The following is a 16,763-nucleotide window of genomic DNA, read 5'->3' on the forward strand; positions in this document are numbered from 1 at the left end:
GCTCCTACAGGGGTTATGTGCAAGCTCTTAGAAATCCTTGCACAGCCGCAGCGCGTCGTAGATCGCCGCGTGTACGTTACGCTGGGCCACGCAGTCGCCGATGCGGAACAGCAGGTAGCCGTCGCCGCTCTGCTCCAGGCAAGGCTGCGGCTTGATCGCGAACAAGGCTTCGACGTCGATCTGGCCTTTGTTGCGCGAGCCTTCCTTCAGCGCGTAGTAGATTTCTTCGTCCGGGCGCACGCCGTTTTCCACGACTACCTGGTCCACCACCCGCTCCTCTTTGGCGCCGGTGTATTCGTTTTCCAGTACCGCCACCAGTTTGTCGCCTTCGCGGTAGACCTTCTCCAGCATCATGTCGCCGGTCATGATCACTTCTTTCGGATACATGCTGCGGTAGTAAGTCGGGAACGACGTACCGCCGATCGCCACGCCAGGCTTGATGTCGTCGGTGACGATCTCGACCTGACTGCCCTTGTCGGCGATGAAGTCGGCGGTCGACATGCCGGTGAACTCGCAAATGGTGTCGTAGACCAGTACGTTCTTGCCCGGTGCTACCTTGCCATCGAGGATGTCCCAACTGCTGACTACCAGGCCTTCAGCCGCGCCCCAGTGCTCGTTCTGCTCGATGAACGGATGACCGCCGACCGCCAGCACCACCACATCCGGACGCAGGTCCATGATGGTCGGCGCATCCGCCGCGGTGCCCAGGCGCAGGTCGACTTTCAAGCGTGCCAGTTCCAGCTGATACCAACGGGTGATACCGGCGATCTGGTCACGCTGCGGCGCTTTCGACGCCGTGGTGATCTGCCCGCCGATGAATTCCTTCTTCTCGAACAGGGTCACCTCGTGGCCACGTTCGGCGGCCACGCGGGCGGCTTCCATCCCCGCAGGACCGGCACCGACCACCACCACCTTGCGTTTTTTACCGGTGGTTTTCTCGATGATGTGCGGCACGCCCATGTATTCACGGGAGGTCGCCGCGTTCTGGATGCACAACACATCCAGGCCCTGATACTGACGGTCGATGCAGTAGTTGGCACCGACGCATTGTTTGATCTGGTCGACCTGGCCCATCTTGATCTTGGCGATCAGGTGCGGGTCGGCGATGTGCGCGCGGGTCATGCCGACCATGTCGACGTAACCGCCTTCCAGAATACGGGTGGCCTGGTTCGGGTCCTTGATGTTCTGCGCGTGCAGTACCGGAACCTTGACCACTTCCTTGATACCGGCCGCCAGGTGCAGGAACGGTTCCGGCGGATAACTCATGTTCGGAATCACGTTGGCCAGGGTGTTGTGGGTGTCGCAACCCGAGCCCACGACGCCAATGAAATCGAGCATGCCGGTGTCGTCGTAATACTTGGCGATCTGCTTCATGTCTTCATGGGACAGGCCATCCGGGTGGAACTCGTCACCGCAGATCCGCATGCCCACGCAGAAATCGTCACCGACCTCGGCACGCACGGCTTTGAGCACTTCCAGGCCAAACTTCATGCGGCCTTCGAAGGTGCCGCCCCATTCGTCGGTACGCTTGTTGACCCGCGGGCTCCAGAACTGGTCGATCATGTGCTGGTGCACGGCCGACAGTTCGACGCCGTCCAGGCCACCGGCCTTGGCGCGACGCGCAGCTTGCGCGTAGTTGCCGATCACCCGCCAGATTTCTTCCGGCTCGATGGTTTTGCAAGTGGCACGGTGCACCGGCTCGCGCACGCCCGACGGCGACATCAGCGTCGGCCAGTTGAAGCCGTCCCAACGTGAGCGACGGCCCATGTGGGTAATCTGGATCATGATCTTGGCGCCGTGCTTGTGCATGGCGTCGGCCAGATTCTGGAAGTGCGGAATGATGCGGTCGGTGGACAGGTTCACCGAACTCCACCATTCCTGCGGGCTGTCGATGGCCACCACGGACGAGCCGCCGCAAATCGCCAGGCCGATCCCGCCCTTGGCCTTCTCTTCGTAATACTTGACGTACCGATCGGTGGTCATACCGCCGTCGGTCGCGTAGACCTCGGCGTGCGCGGTGCTGAGCACGCGGTTACGGATGGTCAGTTTGCCGATCTGGATCGGCTGGAACATTGCTTCGAAAGCCATGGCGGGTTCCTCGACTTACAACGGCTTGACGGTGAACAAGCCGTCTTCGTGGCCCTCTTCGGAGCCACCGTAGACTTGCTCGGCCACGGTGCGGATCTTGCTGCCGCGAGCGGCGAGGATCTGATCCATCGCGCCGGCAAACCAGCCGGTGAACATGTAGTCGACCTTGCGCCCGACCTTGCCGTACACGTAGACGAACGCCGAGTGTTCGAGCTTGACGCTGCAGGTGCCTTTATCGAGGTCGATGTCCTGAATCTTGAACAGGCCCCAGCCGCGCTGCGACAGGCGCTTCATGTAGTGCTCGAACACCGCGACACCTTCCAGGCCATGGCATTCGGCTTCTTTTTCACACCAGTGCCAGGCGGACTTGTAGCCGGCCTTGTAGAGGATTTCGGCGTAGGCTTCGGCGCCCAGCACTTCCTCGATGCCCATGTGGTTGTTAACGAAGAAATGCCGCGGTACGTACAGCATCGGCAGGGCGTCGGAGGTCCAGACACCGGTTTCGCTGTCGACTTCGATAGGCAATTGCGGGGCGATCTTGGCCATGGAAACTTAACTCCAGAAAAATTTTGGTATTGCCCCCGGTGCAGATGGCCGGGGGGAAAGATTCAGAAGTGCTGCGGCTTACTCGCCCCAGACGTCCTTGAGCACGTTGACCCAGTTCTCGCCCATGATCTTGCGCACCACGCGCTCGGAGTGGCCGCGCTTGAGCAACGTCTCGGTCAGGTTCGGGAACTCGCCCACAGTGCGGATGCCCAGCGGGTTGATGATCTTGCCGAAGCTGGTCAGGCGGCGGGCGTAGCCCTTGTCGTGGGTCAGGTATTCGAAGAAGTCCTGGCCGTGACCCTGGGTGAAGTCGGTGCCGATACCGATGGCGTCTTCGCCGACGATGTTCAGGGTGTATTCAATGGCTTCAGCGTAGTCGTCGATGGTCGAATCGATGCCTTTGGCCAGGAACGGCGCAAACATGGTCACGCCGACGAAACCGCCGTGGTCGGCAATGAACTTCAGTTCTTCATCGGACTTGTTGCGCGGGTGCTCCTTGAGCCCCGACGGCAGGCAGTGGGAGTAGCAGACCGGCTTCTTCGACTCGAGGATGACTTCTTCGGAAGTCTTGGAGCCGACGTGGGACAGGTCGCACATAACGCCAACCCGGTTCATCTCGGCGACGATTTCGCGACCAAAGCCAGACAGGCCGCCATCGCGCTCGTAGCAACCGGTGCCCACCAGGTTCTGGGTGTTGTAGCACATCTGCACAATACCAACGCCGAGCTGCTTGAACACCTCGACATAGCCGATCTGGTCTTCATAGGCGTGGGCATTCTGGAAGCCGAAGAGGATGCCGGTCTTGCCCTGCTCCTTGGCCTTGCGGATGTCGGCGGTGGTACGCACCGGAATCACCAGGTCGCTGTTCTCGCGGATCAGCTTCTGGCTCGCGGCGATGTTGTTGACGGTGGCCTGGAAGCCCTCCCACACCGACACGGTGCAGTTGGCTGCAGTCAGACCGCCTTTGCGCATGTCTTCGAACAGTTCACGGTTCCACTTGGCAATAATCAGCCCGTCGATAACGATGCTGTCGGCGTGCAATTCGGCTGGGCTCATCAGGCTGTCCCCTTATTAGCGATTCATGCGCCGAATCGTCTGCCGGCGCTTTGGGGCCAGCATATGCCTCGGTGCGGGGGCAGCCGGGTGCAAAAACGACAGGGGGTTTGCCGAAAGCGTCAATCCGCGACAAAGGGTCGTCGTCAGGCACAATCACCGACCTGTTCAAGGCCCTCGGCTTGGGCCAGAATTCGCCGCATCACTGGAATAGAGCGGCGACCTGAATGAAATCCATCCTTCTGGCTTTGGCATTGATTGCGACCGGCGTGCACGCAGCGGAAGTGTCCGACGACAACCCGTGCGACAAAGTCGAAAACGACGTCCAGACCCTCGAGTGCTCGGCCTTCAGCAAAACCACCGCCGAAGACCTGCTCAAGGAAAACCTCCAGGGCCTGACCGAGCGCATGCAGTCGCAATACGGCAAAAACCCGTCGCAACTGGCCGACATCACGACCAAGCTCAAGGCCGCCCAACAGCAATGGCAGAAGACCCGGGATGCCGACTGCGCCGTCGAAGCCTTCCCGGCCACCAGCGGCAGCAAGGCGTTCACCATTGCCCAGAACGATTGCATTGCGCGGATGAGTGACGAACGGTCGGAGTTTTTGGAGTCGATTGGGCAGGAGTAATCCTGATTCAACCAGCGAAAGCGGGTAGAACCATCAGCTATCGCGCTCAAAAAAGACTATTCCCGCAGCTTTCCCAGACCAATCCCACATCTCCTTGCCGGTAGGAGCGTTGACGCTCCTACCGGCGCAATAGCCTGACAAGATTTGTTTGTTGGCCAACTGGAAAATATAAGTAAATATTCGCAAATCTTATAAAAGACTTATATTCTTCCATGAACGGCATTCACTGGACTCGAAAGGCCGTAAAGCAGCTCTTGAGATTGCATTCCGCTCACCAGATTCAGGTTCGTGATGCCATCGCGGCGCTCGCTGACATGCCTGACGTAAGTCAGGTCAAGGCACTCATTGGTCATGACTACGCTTATCGACTGCGCGTCGGTAATTACAGGGTCATGTTCAATCGGGATGGCGCGATCAAAGTGGTCAGTATTCAAGAGGTCAAAAAACGCGATGAACGCACCTACTGACGTTCAAATCATCAATGACGAAAACGGCAATCCCGCGTTCGTCGTCATTCCCTACGCGCAATACATCGCGCAGAAAATCGAACCCGACCTTATTCCTCACGAGGTGGTGAGTCGTATTGTCGATGGCGCCACCCCCATCCGCGCCTGGCGCGAACACTTGAACCTTACACAGGATGAAGTGGCCAAACGCATGGGCATTACCCAGCCGGCTTTCGCCCAGCAAGAAACGGTCGCCAAGCCTCGCAAGGCCACCCGCGAAAAAATCGCTGCGGCTTTCGGCATCAACGCCAGTCAGCTTGAGCTGTAAACTGCACACCCTCTGTCACTAACGGGATTCAACATGAAAGTCTGCGGCATCGAAATCAAGGGCAGCGAAGCGATCATTGCCGTGGCCATGCTGGATGGTCAGGCGCTGAGCCATGTCGCGCTCGCCACCAAGAAAATTGCCCTGGACGATGACGACGAAGCCGCCAACGTCAAAGTGTTCGCCGTTCAGGTCGCTTCGTTTGTCCGTGAAAATTCCATCGACCGCATCGCGATCAAGAAGCGCAGCAAGAAAGGCGAATTCGCCGGTGGGCCGACCACGTTCAAGATCGAAGGGGTTTTCCAGTTGCTGGAGAATTGCGAAGTGACCTTGCTGTCGCCACAGACCATCAATGCGCAGGCCAAGAAGCACAATTTCGAACTGCCGGGAACGCTGAACAAATATCAGCATGAGGCATACAAGGCTGCTGGCTCGGCGCTACTGAAAAAGTAACCTTCAACCCTGTAGGAGCGAGCTCTGCTCGCGATGGACGTTAACGATTACGCGTGCTACCTGAATGAGCGCGTCGCCCAGGCGTTTTTCGCGAGCAGAGCTCGCTCCTACAGTGGAGCTCGATTGTTCATGCCTTCGCGGTACGCCGGTCCTCTCGTGGGCACCGCTCGTATTTCGCCCGATAACTGCGGGTGAAATACGATGGTGATTCAAACCCGCAGGCAATGCTCACTTCCAGCACGCTCATGTCTGTCTGGCGCAGTAACTGCCGGGCTTTCTCCAGCCTCAAGCGCAGGTAGAAATTGCTCGGTGTGTCGTTCAGGTGCAACCGAAACAGGCGCTCCAGCTGCCGCCGCGTCACCTTGATCGATTCCGCCAGTTCCAGCGTACTCAGCGGCGGTTCGCTGTGTTGCTCCATCTCGCCGATCACGTGTACCAGTTTCTTGTTGCTGATGCCATATCGCGTGGCGACCTCCATGCGCTGGTGGTCCTTGCGCGGGCGAATGCGGCCGAGCACGAATTGTTCGCTGACCTGGATCGCCAGCTCGGGGCCGTGGGCCTGGGCGATCAGATCCAGCATCAGGTCGATGGAAGCGGTGCCGCCGGCGGAGGTGATGCGTCGGCGGTCGATCTCGAACAGCTCCTGGGTGACGCTGAGCTGTGGATAGGATTCCTTGAAGGCGTCGATGGCCTCCCAGTGCAGGGTCAGGCGATGGCCGTCGAGCAAACCCGCCTCGGCGAGGATGAAGCTGCCGGTGTCGATGGCGCCGAGGGTCACGCCTTCATTGTCCAGCCGGCGCAACCAGTGCTCCAGCGCCGGGGTGGCGAATTTCAGCGGTTCGAACCCGGCGACCACTAATAGCGTCGCGCCTTTTTTCAATGGTTCCAGCGCCGCATCGGCGTTGACCGACATGCCGTTGCTGGCCAGCACCGCCCCGCCGTCGGCGCTCAGCACATGCCAGCGATAGAGCTCGCCGCGAAAGCGATTGGCGACCCGCAACGGCTCAATGGCCGAGATAAACCCGATGGCCGAGAAACCCGGCATCAACAAGAAGTAGAAATCCTGGGACATGGAGCGCACTCGATTGGCAGATAGCGAGAGAGCGGGGAGCGTGAGGATGTTGATACGCCACTTGCAAGCAGCATTCAAGAGCACAGGTCGCTGCAGTGCAAGAGTCGGTCGCCGCAGTGCGCTTTCATGGGCGCTTAGCTGCGTAACTTGGCATCACCGGCGCATCAGACACCGGAACTCACAATAAACGAACTGCCGAGGAACCCGAGATGAAACGACTGATCAGCAGCTGTGTTCTTGCACTCAGTGGTACCGCTTTGCTGAGCGCCAGTGTCATGGCCGCCGAACCCGCCGCGTGCCAGAACGTGCGCATGGGTGTAGTGAACTGGACCGACGTGATCGCGACCAGCGCCATGACCCAGGTACTGCTCGATGGCCTCGGCTACAGCACCAAACAAACCAGCGCCTCCCAGCAAATCATCTTCGCCGGGATCCGCGACCAGCGTCTGGACCTGTTCCTCGGCTACTGGAACCCGCTGATGACCCAGACCATCACCCCGTTCGTCGACGCCAAACAGGTCAAGGTGCTTGAAGCACCAAGCCTGCAAGACGCCCGTGCGACCCTCGCCGTACCGACCTACCTCGCCGACAAGGGTCTGAAAACCTTCGCTGACATCGCCAAATTCGAAAAAGAACTGGGCGGCAAGATCTACGGCATCGAGCCTGGCTCGGGCGCCAACACCCAGATCAAGGCAATGATCTCCAAGAACCAGTTCGGCCTCGGCAAGTTCCAACTGGTCGAGTCCAGCGAAGCCGGCATGCTCGCCGCGGTGGATCGCGCCGTGCGTCGCAACGAAGCCGTGGTGTTCTTCGGTTGGGCGCCGCACCCGATGAACGTCAATGTGAAAATGACCTACCTCACCGGCAGCGACGATGCCCTCGGCCCGAACGAAGGCAAGGCCACCGTTTGGACCGTCACTGCGCCGACCTACACCGAACAATGCCCGAACATCGGTCGCCTGCTGAGCAACCTGACGTTCACCGCCGAAGACGAGAGCCGGATGATGCAGCCGCTGCTGGATCACAAGGACGCTTTCGAGTCGGCCAAGCAATGGCTCAAGGATCACCCGCAGGACAAAAAACGCTGGCTTGAAGGCGTCACCACCTTCGATGGCAAACCAGCCGCTGAAAACCTGCAACTGACCAGTAAATAAACCCGAACGAACCACCGGCTCGCAGCCCCAACGGGCTGCGAACGGGACCACCACGCCTGGCCAAAACCAAAAACTCGCCTGTAAGGAACCGCCAAATGAACCACGACGTCATCATCACCTGCGCACTCACCGGTGCTGGCGACACGACCGCCAAGAGCCCACACGTGCCGGTCACCCCGAAACAGATCGCGGCAGCTGCCGTGGAAGCCGCCAAGGCCGGTGCCACCGTGGTTCACTGCCATGTGCGCGACCCGCAAACCGGCAAGTTCAGCCGTGACGTGGCGTTGTATCGCGAAGTGATGGAGCGCATCCGCGAGGCGGACGTGGACATCATCGTCAACCTCACCGCCGGCATGGGCGGCGACCTGGAAATCGGCGCCGGCGAGAATCCGATGGAGTTCGGCCCGAACACCGATCTGGTCGGCCCGCTGACCCGCCTGGCCCACGTCGAAGAACTGCTGCCGGAAATCTGCACCCTGGATTGCGGCACCCTGAATTTCGGCGACGGTGACACCATTTACGTCTCCACCCCGGCCCAGCTGCGCGCTGGCGCCAAACGCATCCAAGAGCTGGGCGTGAAGGCCGAGCTGGAAATCTTCGACACCGGCCACCTGTGGTTCGCCAAGCAGATGATCAAGGAAGGCCTGCTCGACAACCCACTGTTCCAGCTGTGCCTGGGCATCCCTTGGGGCGCGCCGGCGGACACCACCACCATGAAAGCCATGGTCGACAACCTGCCGGCCGACGCGGTCTGGGCGGGTTTCGGTATCGGTCGCATGCAGATGCCGATGGCGGCGCAAGCGGTGTTGCTCGGCGGCAACGTGCGGGTCGGGCTGGAAGACAACCTGTGGCTGGACAAGGGCGTACTGGCGACCAACGGCCAACTGGTCGAGCGCGCCACGGAAATCCTCAGCCGCCTCGGTGCCCGCGTCCTCACGCCGGCTGAAGGCCGCAAGAAAATGGGCCTGACCAAGCGCGGTTGACCTTAAACACCTTTCCCCCTGTGGGAGCGAGCCTGCTCGCGATAGCGGTTTACCTGCCTCAAATGATGCATCGGATGTACCGACGTCATCGCGAGCAGGCTCGCTCCCACAGTTTTTTAGAGCCAAATTCAGGAAATCACCATGAGCTTTATCACCGAAATCAAAACATTCGCAGCGTTAGGCAGCGGCGTCATCGGCAGCGGTTGGGTGTCCCGCGCCCTCGCCCATGGCCTGGATGTAGTGGCCTGGGACCCGGCTCCCGGTGCCGAAGCGGCCCTGCGCAAGCGTGTCGCCAACGCTTGGGGCGCACTGGAAAAACAAGGCCTGGCGCCGGGTGCATCACAGGATCGCCTGCGCTTTGTCGCGACCATCGAAGAGTGCGTGCGCGATGCCGATTTCATCCAGGAAAGCGCCCCGGAACGGCTGGAGCTGAAACTGGAGCTGCACAGCAAAATCAGCGCGGCGGCCAAGCCCAATGCGTTGATCGGTTCCAGCACCTCCGGCCTGTTGCCGAGCGAATTCTACGAAAGCGCCACGCATCCGGAACGCTGTGTGGTCGGTCACCCGTTCAACCCGGTTTACCTGCTGCCATTGGTGGAAGTGGTCGGTGGCAAGAACACCGCGCCTGAAGCCGTGCAAGCGGCGATGAAAGTCTATGAATCCCTGGGGATGCGCCCGTTGCACGTGCGCAAGGAAGTACCGGGCTTCATCGCCGACCGCCTGCTCGAAGCGCTGTGGCGCGAGGCGCTGCACCTGGTCAACGACGGCGTGGCGACTACCGGCGAAATCGACGATGCAATCCGCTTCGGCGCCGGTTTGCGCTGGTCGTTCATGGGCACGTTCCTGACTTATACCCTGGCCGGTGGTGATGCCGGCATGCGTCACTTCATGGCGCAGTTTGGCCCGGCATTGCAGTTACCCTGGACTTACCTGCCGGCACCGGAGCTGACCGACAAGCTGATCGACGACGTGGTCGATGGCACCAGCGATCAACTGGGCAAACACAGCATTTCGGCGCTGGAGCGCTATCGTGATGACTGCCTGCTGGCGGTGCTGGAGGCGGTGAAGACCACCAAAGAGAAGCATGGGATGGCGTTCAGCGAGTAATCAGTCAGCAGGCCCGGCCCCTTCGCGAGCAGGCTCGCTCCCACAAGTCATGCGCGGTCCTTGTAGGAGCGAGCCTGCTCGCGAAAGCGGCAGTCCAGTCACCATCAATGTTGGAACTAACATCATGCCCACCCTCACCACCTACCAGACCACCATCATCCCCGACTGGGTCGACTACAACGGCCACCTGCGCGACGCCTTCTACCTGCTGATTTTCAGCTACGCCACCGACGCGCTGATGGATCGCCTGGGCCTGGACAGCAACAGCCGGGAAGCCAGCGGCAACTCGCTGTTCACCCTCGAACTGCACCTCAATTATCTGCACGAAGTGAAGCTCGACGCCCAAGTCGAAGTGCACACCCAAATCATCGCCCACGACAGCAAGCGCGTGCACCTCTATCACAGCCTGCATCTGGTCGGTGATACCGAGGAACTTGCAGGCAACGAACAGATGCTGTTGCACGTGGATCTTGCCGGGCCGCGTTCGGCACCGTTCAGCGAGCAGTCCCTGAGCCGACTGCAAGCCATCGTCGCCGAACAGGCGGACCTGCCGACACCTGCGTACATTGGCCGAGTGATCGCATTACCCCCAAAAAAATAACAAGGAGATCGCCATGAACACCGCCGCTGCATTTGCCGACTTTCGTACCTATCCGTTGATCAGCGCGCTGACTGGCGTGAAGACACTGGCGGACCGTGTTCTGGTGAGGTGGGCCGACGATCGCGTCAGCCCTTTCCACCATCAATGGCTACGGGACAATTGCCCGTGCCCGCAGTGCGTCTACACCGTGACCCGCGAGCAAGTGCTGGAAATCGTCGATGTGGCTGAAGATCTGTTGGCCGAGAACGCCAGTATCGATAACGATGGCTGCCTGTTGGTTGCCTGGCAGGACGGCCACTGCAGTCGCTTCGACCCTGGCTGGCTACGCGCCCACGCCTATGACGATGAGTCCCGCGCCGAGCGCCAGCAGCGCAAGCCGAAAGCCAGGCTCTGGCACAGCGATTTGCAGTTGCCGGTGTTCGAATATCAAGCGCTGATGAACGACTCCGACGCCTTGTTGCAATGGCTGCTGGCGGTGCGGGATGTCGGATTGACCCAGGTCCGTGGCGTGCCCACCGAACCCGGCTCTCTGAAGCTGATCGCCCAACGGATTTCATTCATCCGCGAGAGCAATTTCGGCGTGCTGTTCAACGTGCAATCCAAGGCCGACGCCGACAGCAACGCCTACACCGCCTTCAACCTGCCATTGCATAGCGATTTGCCGACCCGGGAGCTGCAACCTGGGCTGCAATTCCTGCATTGCCTGGTCAATGACGCCGAGGGTGGCGAGAGCATTTTTGTCGACGGTTTTGCCATTGCCGACGCCTTGCGCCGGGAAGACCCCGAATCCTTCAAAAGCCTCTGCGAAATCCCCGTGGAGTTTCGCAACAAGGACCGTCACAGCGACTACCGCTGTCTCGCGCCGATCATTGCCCTGGACGCCTTGGGGCAGGTATCGGAAATCCGCATGGCGAACTTTCTGCGCGGGCCGTTCGATGCCTCGGTGGAGCAGATGCCCAGGCTGTACAAGGCCTACCGGCGCTTTATCGCGATGACCCGCGAGCCTCGATTCAGGTTGAAGCAGCGGCTCAATCCCGGTGAGCTGTGGTGCTTCGACAACCGCCGCACCCTGCATGCCCGCAACGCCTTCGACCCTGCCACCGGGGCGCGGCATTTCCAGGGCTGCTATGTCGACCGGGATGAGTTGTTGTCGCGCATCCTGGTGTTGCAACGTTAGACCGAGTCATCTTCTTCGCGAGCAGGCTCGCTCCCACAGATTATTCGCAGCCCCTGTGGGAGCGAGCCTGCTCGCGAATACGGCCTGTCAGCCAACACAAACCCCACTGATTCACAGGCAAAAAAAGCCCCGATCAAGCCGTGACAGGATCGAGGCAGAGGGTACTGTTGAGGAGCCGCCGTGCGAGGGTGACCAAACCTTCGTGAAGCGAGCTGAGTCCAGTGTGCCTACTCCCCTGCGGACCAGGTTAGCCGAAAACGACATGCTCATAACCAATTGAGCCATTGCGACAAATCGCCCTTGCCGACACCCGGCACCCCCACCAGAATCGAACCACGACACCGTTCCCTGAAGAAGGATTGCGTCATGATGCACGCCGATTTGATAGACCAGGAAGACCTGTTGGGCCAGCTCAAGTCGTTGGGCTTTCAAGTGCCGAGCGGCGCTACGGCCGAGCAGGCCTGCGAGTATGCGGTGCGAGGTTTGAACAACGAACGGGCAATCGTGCTGCGGACCATGGTCAAGCAGATGTACACCAGCAGCGCGACCATCCTGCCGGCGGTGCGCCAGGCGATCGACAAGCAGCTGTTGCCGGCATTGGCGGAGTATCAGCAGAGCCACCCAGGCCGATAAATCCAATCGCGGGCAAGCCCGCTCCCACAGGTCCTGCGCCGTTTCGAATATGGCGCATTTCCTGTGGGAGCGAGCCTGCTCGCGATGAAAACGCCTCGGTCTAGAGCCTTACACTGGCAAACGTCGATTCGTTACGCGCCTGGCTCAGCGCCGACAACGGCCCGGACAACGGCGACAGCACCAGCGCTTGCGGCAGCGGCATCATCGCCACTTGCTGGGTAGTGTTGGAGCCTACGCGCTCGTCACGCGGCGGAATGCCGAAGTACTCGCGGTAGCACTTGGAGAAGTGCGGCGTGGACACGAAACCGCAGACCGACGCCACTTCGATGATCGACATCGGCGTTTGCTTGAGCAGTTGCCGGGCGCGGATCAGGCGCAGCTTGAGGTAGTAACGCGACGGTGAGCAGTGCAGGTATTTCTGGAACAGGCGTTCGAGCTGACGACGGGACACCGCGACATACACCGCCAGTTCGTCGAGGTCGATCGGCTCTTCGAGGTTGGCTTCCATCAGCGCAACGATTTCCTGCAGTTTTGGCTGATTGGTGCCGAGCATGTGCTTGAGCGGCACACGCTGGTGATCCTGTTCGTTGCGGATGCGCTCGTAGACGAACATTTCCGAAATGGCCGCCGACAGTTCACGACCGTGATCACGACTGATCAGGTGCAGCATCATGTCCAGCGGCGCGGTGCCGCCCGAGCTGGTGAAACGGTTACGGTCGAGGGTGAACAGACGGGTACTCATGGCTACCCGCGGGAAAGCTTCCTGCATCGCCGCCAGACATTCCCAGTGCACGCTGCAATCGAAGCCGTCGAGCAGACCGGCGCAGGCCAGGGCCCAGCTGCCGGTGCACACCGCGCCGAGGCGGCGGGACTGGCGAGCCTGGCTTTGCAACCATGAAACGTGTTCCCGGGTAACAGTGCGCTGAATACCGATACCGCCGCAGACGATGACAGTGTCCATTGGCGGGGCTTTGTGCATGGAGGCGTCGGGAGTGATCTGCAGACCGTCACTGGCCCAGACCTGACCGCCGTCGACAGTGAGGGTGGTCCAGCGATACAGCTCGCGACCGGACAATTGGTTGGCCATGCGCAGGGGTTCCACTGCGGAGGCCAGAGAAATCAGCGTGAAATTGTCCAGCAGCAGAAAGCCGATGGATTGAGGCGCACGGTTCTGGGGTTGGGCCCCGGAGTTGAACGTCGTCATCGCGGTATCTCCTCACACAAAGCGGGTGATGGCCTCAGGCGGAGGCTCTTTTTATTGCCATCGTTCTCGCGTGGGAGACGGGCTTTGTAATGACAGAGCAATTGCCATGCCTAAATTTGAATGCGCGTTCAATAACTCCTAAAAACGACGTCGGAATGTGTCTATATATGACGCGCAGGGAGTGGGGATTTAAATGGCCATCAGGGCTGGCAAGCGCCCCGGCCCACAAGCTGTGAGCAATTCGGTAGCACTTGTGGGAACAGGGCTACGAGCGGCTGGAAAAGAGTGTCACCGCAGGCACGGGTGACGAATGGTCGAAGGCTTGAATGACTCCGACCGCTGGCAAGACGATTTATCTGTGAGCGACGCACTAAAAGGCGGCGCGGTTTCGAGCGGGTGTTCACTTGGCGCGCAATTTTGACTGGTCTGCCGCCTTCGCGAGCAGGCTCGCTCCCACATTGGAATACACATCAACTGTGGGAGCGAGCCTGCTCGCGAAGGGGCCAACTCGGTTTCAGCACTCCACCGCACTCACCGCCAACCCACCCCGCGATGTCTCCTTATATTTGTCATGCATGTCGGCACCGGTATCGCGCATGGTGCGGATCACCCGATCCAGCGAGATAAAGTGCTGGCCATCGCCGCGCAAAGCCATTTGCGCCGCATTGATCGCCTTGACCGCGGCTATCGCATTACGCTCGATGCACGGTACCTGGACCAGCCCGCCCACCGGGTCGCAGGTCAAGCCGAGGTTGTGTTCCAGACCGATCTCCGCCGCATTGCACAGTTGCTCTGGCGTGGCGCCAAGAATTTCTGCCAGCCCGGCCGCCGCCATGGCGCAGGCCGATCCGACTTCGCCCTGGCAACCGACTTCAGCACCGGAGATCGAGGCGTTCTTCTTGCACAGGATTCCCACCGCCGCCGCTGCGAGGAAGTAGTCGACGACATTGGCGTCGGTCACCGCTTCGCTGAACTTCATGAAGTAATGCAACACCGCCGGAATGATCCCCGCCGCGCCATTGGTCGGTGCCGTGACCATGCGCCCGCCGGCGGCGTTTTCTTCGTTGACCGCCAGGGCGAACAGGTTGACCCACTCCATGGCACTCAAGGTCGAGCCGATCACGTTGGGCTTGTTCAACTCCTGCAAGCTGCGGTGCAGCTTGGCCGCGCGGCGGCGCACGTTCAGCCCGCCGGGCAGGATGCCTTCGTGCTTCAGGCCTTGCTCGACGCAATCCTGCATGGCGCGCCAGAGCTTCATCAGGCCGCTGCGGATTTCCTCTTCGCTGCGCCAGATTTTCTCGTTGGCCATCATCAATTGCGCAACGCTCAGGTTGTGGCGCTTGCACAGCGCCAGCAACTCGACGGCACTGGAAAAATCGTAGGGCAGCACGGTGCGATCCAGGTCCACCACACCGCTGGAGGCTTGTGCCTGATCAACGACAAAACCGCCGCCGACCGAATAATAGGTATCGCGATGAAACTCGCCATGGTCGTCTTCGACAATCAGGGTCATGGCATTAGGGTGATACGGCAGATTTTCGTCGATCAGGCGCATGTCCCTGGCCCAGATGAACGGGACCGACAGCCGACCGTCGAGCAACAGCGTATGGGTTTCGCGCAGGGCCTGGATACGGATGCCGATTTGCGACGGATCGATCGCGTCCGGCCACTCGCCCATCAGGCCCATGATCACCGCGTTGTCGCTGCCGTGACCGATGCCGGTGGCCGACAACGAGCCGAACAGCCGGACTTCGACACGCTGCACCCGCTCCAGCAATCCGCGCTCGCGCAAGCCCTGCACGAACAACGCCGCCGCCCGCATGGGTCCCACGGTGTGCGAACTGGAAGGACCGATGCCGATTTTGAACAGGTCGAAAACACTGATAGCCATTACTGCCGAACTCCTGGATGGGCCCACTGCGCACGCAAAAACGCACGGTGACGGAGCTGCTACGCTCAAGCTGCAATCCGTCGAGATGACCGCATCATCAAGCTTTTATCGTGTTGTTCGACGTCTCTAACCGACGCACTCATGCCCACCAGCGCCGCGTGTCTTTTACGCCGTGTTTTCGCCGTTTTTTTGCGGTTCAGAGCGAGAAAATGGGCTGAAAAAATCTGTAAACGACGTCACCGACACTGGATGCGACCATCCCTGTACTGGATACGACGCGCCCTGTAGGCGTCAGATTTTCACTGGTACATGATCATATCGACTCGATTGCAAGGCGCCGTGGTAGAGCTGTCTCCAGAACGCCATCCAACCGCAACCTATAAGTGCGGTGGTCCAGTCGGAACACTGCCAAAAAAAACACCAAGGAGTCCATCCATGAAAGGTTCCCCGTCGTTGTTGTTGGCCGCCATGCTTAGTCTGCCGGTTCTGGCGCAAGCCGCAGAACCGGCGCAGTGCAGTACCGTAAACTTCTCCGATGTCGGCTGGACCGACATCACCGCGACTACCGCGACAACCAGCGTCGTGCTCAACGCCCTCGGCTACAAGACCAAGACCACCATGATTTCCGTGCCCGTGACCTACAAGTCCCTGGCCGACGGCAAGAACATGGACGTGTTCCTCGGCAACTGGATGCCGACCATGGAAAACGACATCAAGGCCTACCGCGATGCCGGCACCGTGGACACCGTGCGCACCAACCTCAAGGGCGCCAAGTACACCCTCGCCGTACCTCAAGCCCTGTACGACAAGGGGCTGCATGACTTCGCCGACATCGCCAAGTTCAAGAAAGACCTCGATGGCAAGATCTACGGCATCGAGCCTGGCAACGACGGCAACCGCCTGATCCAGACGATGATCGACAAGAACGCCTTCGGCCTCAAGGACGCAGGCTTCAAGGTCGTCGAGTCCAGCGAAGCCGGCATGCTGTCGCAGGTCGACCGTGCGCAGAAACGCGACACCGCCGTGGTCTTCCTCGGCTGGGCGCCGCACCCGATGAACAAGCGCTTCAAGATCCAATACCTGACCGGCGGCGACGATTTCTTTGGCCCGGATTTCGGTGCTGCCACCGTGGCGACCAACACCCGCAAGGGTTACGCCGAGGAATGCAGCAACGTGGGCCAACTGCTGAAAAACCTGGAGTTCACTGTCGACATGGAAAGCGAACTCATGGGCAACATCCTGGACGACAAGATGAAGCCTGACGCGGCCGCCAAGGCCTGGCTGAAAAAGAATCCACAGGTGCTCGATACCTGGCTCGCTGGCGTGACCACCACTGACGGTAAACCTGGCCTGGACGCCGTGAAAGCCAAGCTGAATCAGTAATCGCTTATGCCGGACGGC

17 protein-coding genes are annotated in these 16,763 nt (G+C 60.2%); 11 read left to right on the forward strand and 6 right to left on the reverse strand.

Translation table 11 applies throughout. The features are described 5' to 3' along the window. Nucleotides 1–27: 27 nt before the first annotated feature. The 3 genes from dgcA to ACEN8E_RS27395 form a co-directional block, all read right to left on the reverse strand. The gene (gene dgcA / locus ACEN8E_RS27385) at nucleotides 28–2,088 is read right to left on the reverse strand and encodes a dimethylglycine demethylation protein DgcA (RefSeq protein ID WP_495590558.1); all 2,061 of its coding nucleotides are present in this window, start codon (nucleotides 2,086–2,088) and stop codon (nucleotides 28–30) included. A 15-nt stretch (nucleotides 2,089–2,103) separates the two neighbouring features. Further along, nucleotides 2,104–2,634 carry a DUF5943 domain-containing protein gene (locus ACEN8E_RS27390; protein ID WP_020796073.1) on the reverse strand — a complete coding sequence of 177 codons (531 nt, stop codon included), beginning with the start codon at nucleotides 2,632–2,634 and terminating at the stop codon, nucleotides 2,104–2,106. A 78-nt stretch (nucleotides 2,635–2,712) separates the two neighbouring features. After that, complete coding sequence (locus ACEN8E_RS27395; RefSeq protein ID WP_096514542.1) at nucleotides 2,713–3,690, reverse strand: dipeptidase; 978 nt, start codon at nucleotides 3,688–3,690, stop codon at nucleotides 2,713–2,715. Nucleotides 3,691–3,914: 224 nt separating this feature from the next. Between ACEN8E_RS27395 and ACEN8E_RS27400 the strand changes: the two genes are divergently transcribed. The 4 genes from ACEN8E_RS27400 to ACEN8E_RS27415 all read left to right on the forward strand — a co-directional run bounded on the left by ACEN8E_RS27400 (nucleotide 3,915) and on the right by ACEN8E_RS27415 (nucleotide 5,540). Beyond that, on the forward strand, nucleotides 3,915–4,316 hold the full coding sequence (locus tag ACEN8E_RS27400) for a lysozyme inhibitor LprI family protein (RefSeq protein WP_495590559.1): 402 nt from the start codon (nucleotides 3,915–3,917) through the stop codon (nucleotides 4,314–4,316). Nucleotides 4,317–4,528: 212 nt separating this feature from the next. After that, a complete protein-coding gene (locus ACEN8E_RS27405) occupies nucleotides 4,529–4,783 on the forward strand; it encodes a type II toxin-antitoxin system RelE family toxin (protein WP_495590560.1) in 255 nt (84 codons plus the stop codon). Next, entirely contained in the window at nucleotides 4,767–5,090 is a 324-nt protein-coding gene (locus tag ACEN8E_RS27410; RefSeq protein WP_429366805.1) for a helix-turn-helix domain-containing protein, read from the forward strand. Before ACEN8E_RS27405 ends, ACEN8E_RS27410 begins: the two co-directional genes overlap by 17 nt. A gap of 33 nt (nucleotides 5,091–5,123) precedes the next feature. Beyond that, nucleotides 5,124–5,540: a DUF3010 family protein gene (locus ACEN8E_RS27415; RefSeq protein WP_495590561.1), complete on the forward strand. Its 417-nt coding sequence runs from the start codon at nucleotides 5,124–5,126 to the stop codon at nucleotides 5,538–5,540. A 127-nt stretch (nucleotides 5,541–5,667) separates the two neighbouring features. Here ACEN8E_RS27415 and ACEN8E_RS27420 read toward each other — a convergent pair whose 3' ends face one another. Further along, nucleotides 5,668–6,612 (reverse strand): GlxA family transcriptional regulator, encoded by a 945-nt coding sequence (locus ACEN8E_RS27420; protein ID WP_085716447.1) that lies wholly within the window; start codon nucleotides 6,610–6,612, stop codon nucleotides 5,668–5,670. A 209-nt stretch (nucleotides 6,613–6,821) separates the two neighbouring features. Between ACEN8E_RS27420 and ACEN8E_RS27425 the strand changes: the two genes are divergently transcribed. From ACEN8E_RS27425 to ACEN8E_RS27450, 6 genes are all read left to right on the forward strand, one after another. Next, nucleotides 6,822–7,766, forward strand: a complete 945-nt coding sequence (locus ACEN8E_RS27425) for a choline ABC transporter substrate-binding protein (RefSeq protein WP_414913435.1) — start codon at nucleotides 6,822–6,824, stop codon at nucleotides 7,764–7,766. Between the two features lie 95 nt (nucleotides 7,767–7,861). Beyond that, nucleotides 7,862–8,749, forward strand: a complete 888-nt coding sequence (gene cdhC, locus ACEN8E_RS27430; RefSeq protein WP_103396696.1) for a 3-dehydrocarnitine:acetyl-CoA trimethylamine transferase CdhC — start codon at nucleotides 7,862–7,864, stop codon at nucleotides 8,747–8,749. 141 nt (nucleotides 8,750–8,890) lie between these two features. After that, the gene (locus tag ACEN8E_RS27435; RefSeq protein WP_007975496.1) at nucleotides 8,891–9,856 is read left to right on the forward strand and encodes an L-carnitine dehydrogenase; all 966 of its coding nucleotides are present in this window, start codon (nucleotides 8,891–8,893) and stop codon (nucleotides 9,854–9,856) included. A gap of 124 nt (nucleotides 9,857–9,980) precedes the next feature. Beyond that, nucleotides 9,981–10,457, forward strand: coding sequence for a thioesterase family protein (locus ACEN8E_RS27440; protein WP_495590562.1), 477 nt, complete (start codon nucleotides 9,981–9,983; stop codon nucleotides 10,455–10,457). A gap of 13 nt (nucleotides 10,458–10,470) precedes the next feature. Beyond that, the gene (locus ACEN8E_RS27445; RefSeq protein WP_495590563.1) at nucleotides 10,471–11,634 is read left to right on the forward strand and encodes a gamma-butyrobetaine dioxygenase; all 1,164 of its coding nucleotides are present in this window, start codon (nucleotides 10,471–10,473) and stop codon (nucleotides 11,632–11,634) included. Between the two features lie 366 nt (nucleotides 11,635–12,000). Next, complete coding sequence (locus ACEN8E_RS27450; RefSeq protein ID WP_495590564.1) at nucleotides 12,001–12,267, forward strand: hypothetical protein; 267 nt, start codon at nucleotides 12,001–12,003, stop codon at nucleotides 12,265–12,267. Between the two features lie 100 nt (nucleotides 12,268–12,367). On the opposite strand, the gene gbdR is transcribed toward ACEN8E_RS27450, so the two are convergent. After that, complete coding sequence (gene gbdR / locus ACEN8E_RS27455; protein ID WP_007975492.1) at nucleotides 12,368–13,471, reverse strand: choline metabolism transcriptional regulator GbdR; 1,104 nt, start codon at nucleotides 13,469–13,471, stop codon at nucleotides 12,368–12,370. Between the two features lie 514 nt (nucleotides 13,472–13,985). Then, complete coding sequence (locus ACEN8E_RS27460) at nucleotides 13,986–15,362, reverse strand: L-serine ammonia-lyase (RefSeq protein WP_495590565.1); 1,377 nt, start codon at nucleotides 15,360–15,362, stop codon at nucleotides 13,986–13,988. A 435-nt stretch (nucleotides 15,363–15,797) separates the two neighbouring features. On the opposite strand from ACEN8E_RS27460, the gene ACEN8E_RS27465 reads away from it, so the two are divergent. Further along, the gene (locus tag ACEN8E_RS27465) at nucleotides 15,798–16,745 is read left to right on the forward strand and encodes a choline ABC transporter substrate-binding protein (protein WP_495590566.1); all 948 of its coding nucleotides are present in this window, start codon (nucleotides 15,798–15,800) and stop codon (nucleotides 16,743–16,745) included. Nucleotides 16,746–16,763: the final 18 nt, after the last annotated feature.

This window comes from Pseudomonas sp. Pseusp9 (assembly GCF_059491265.1).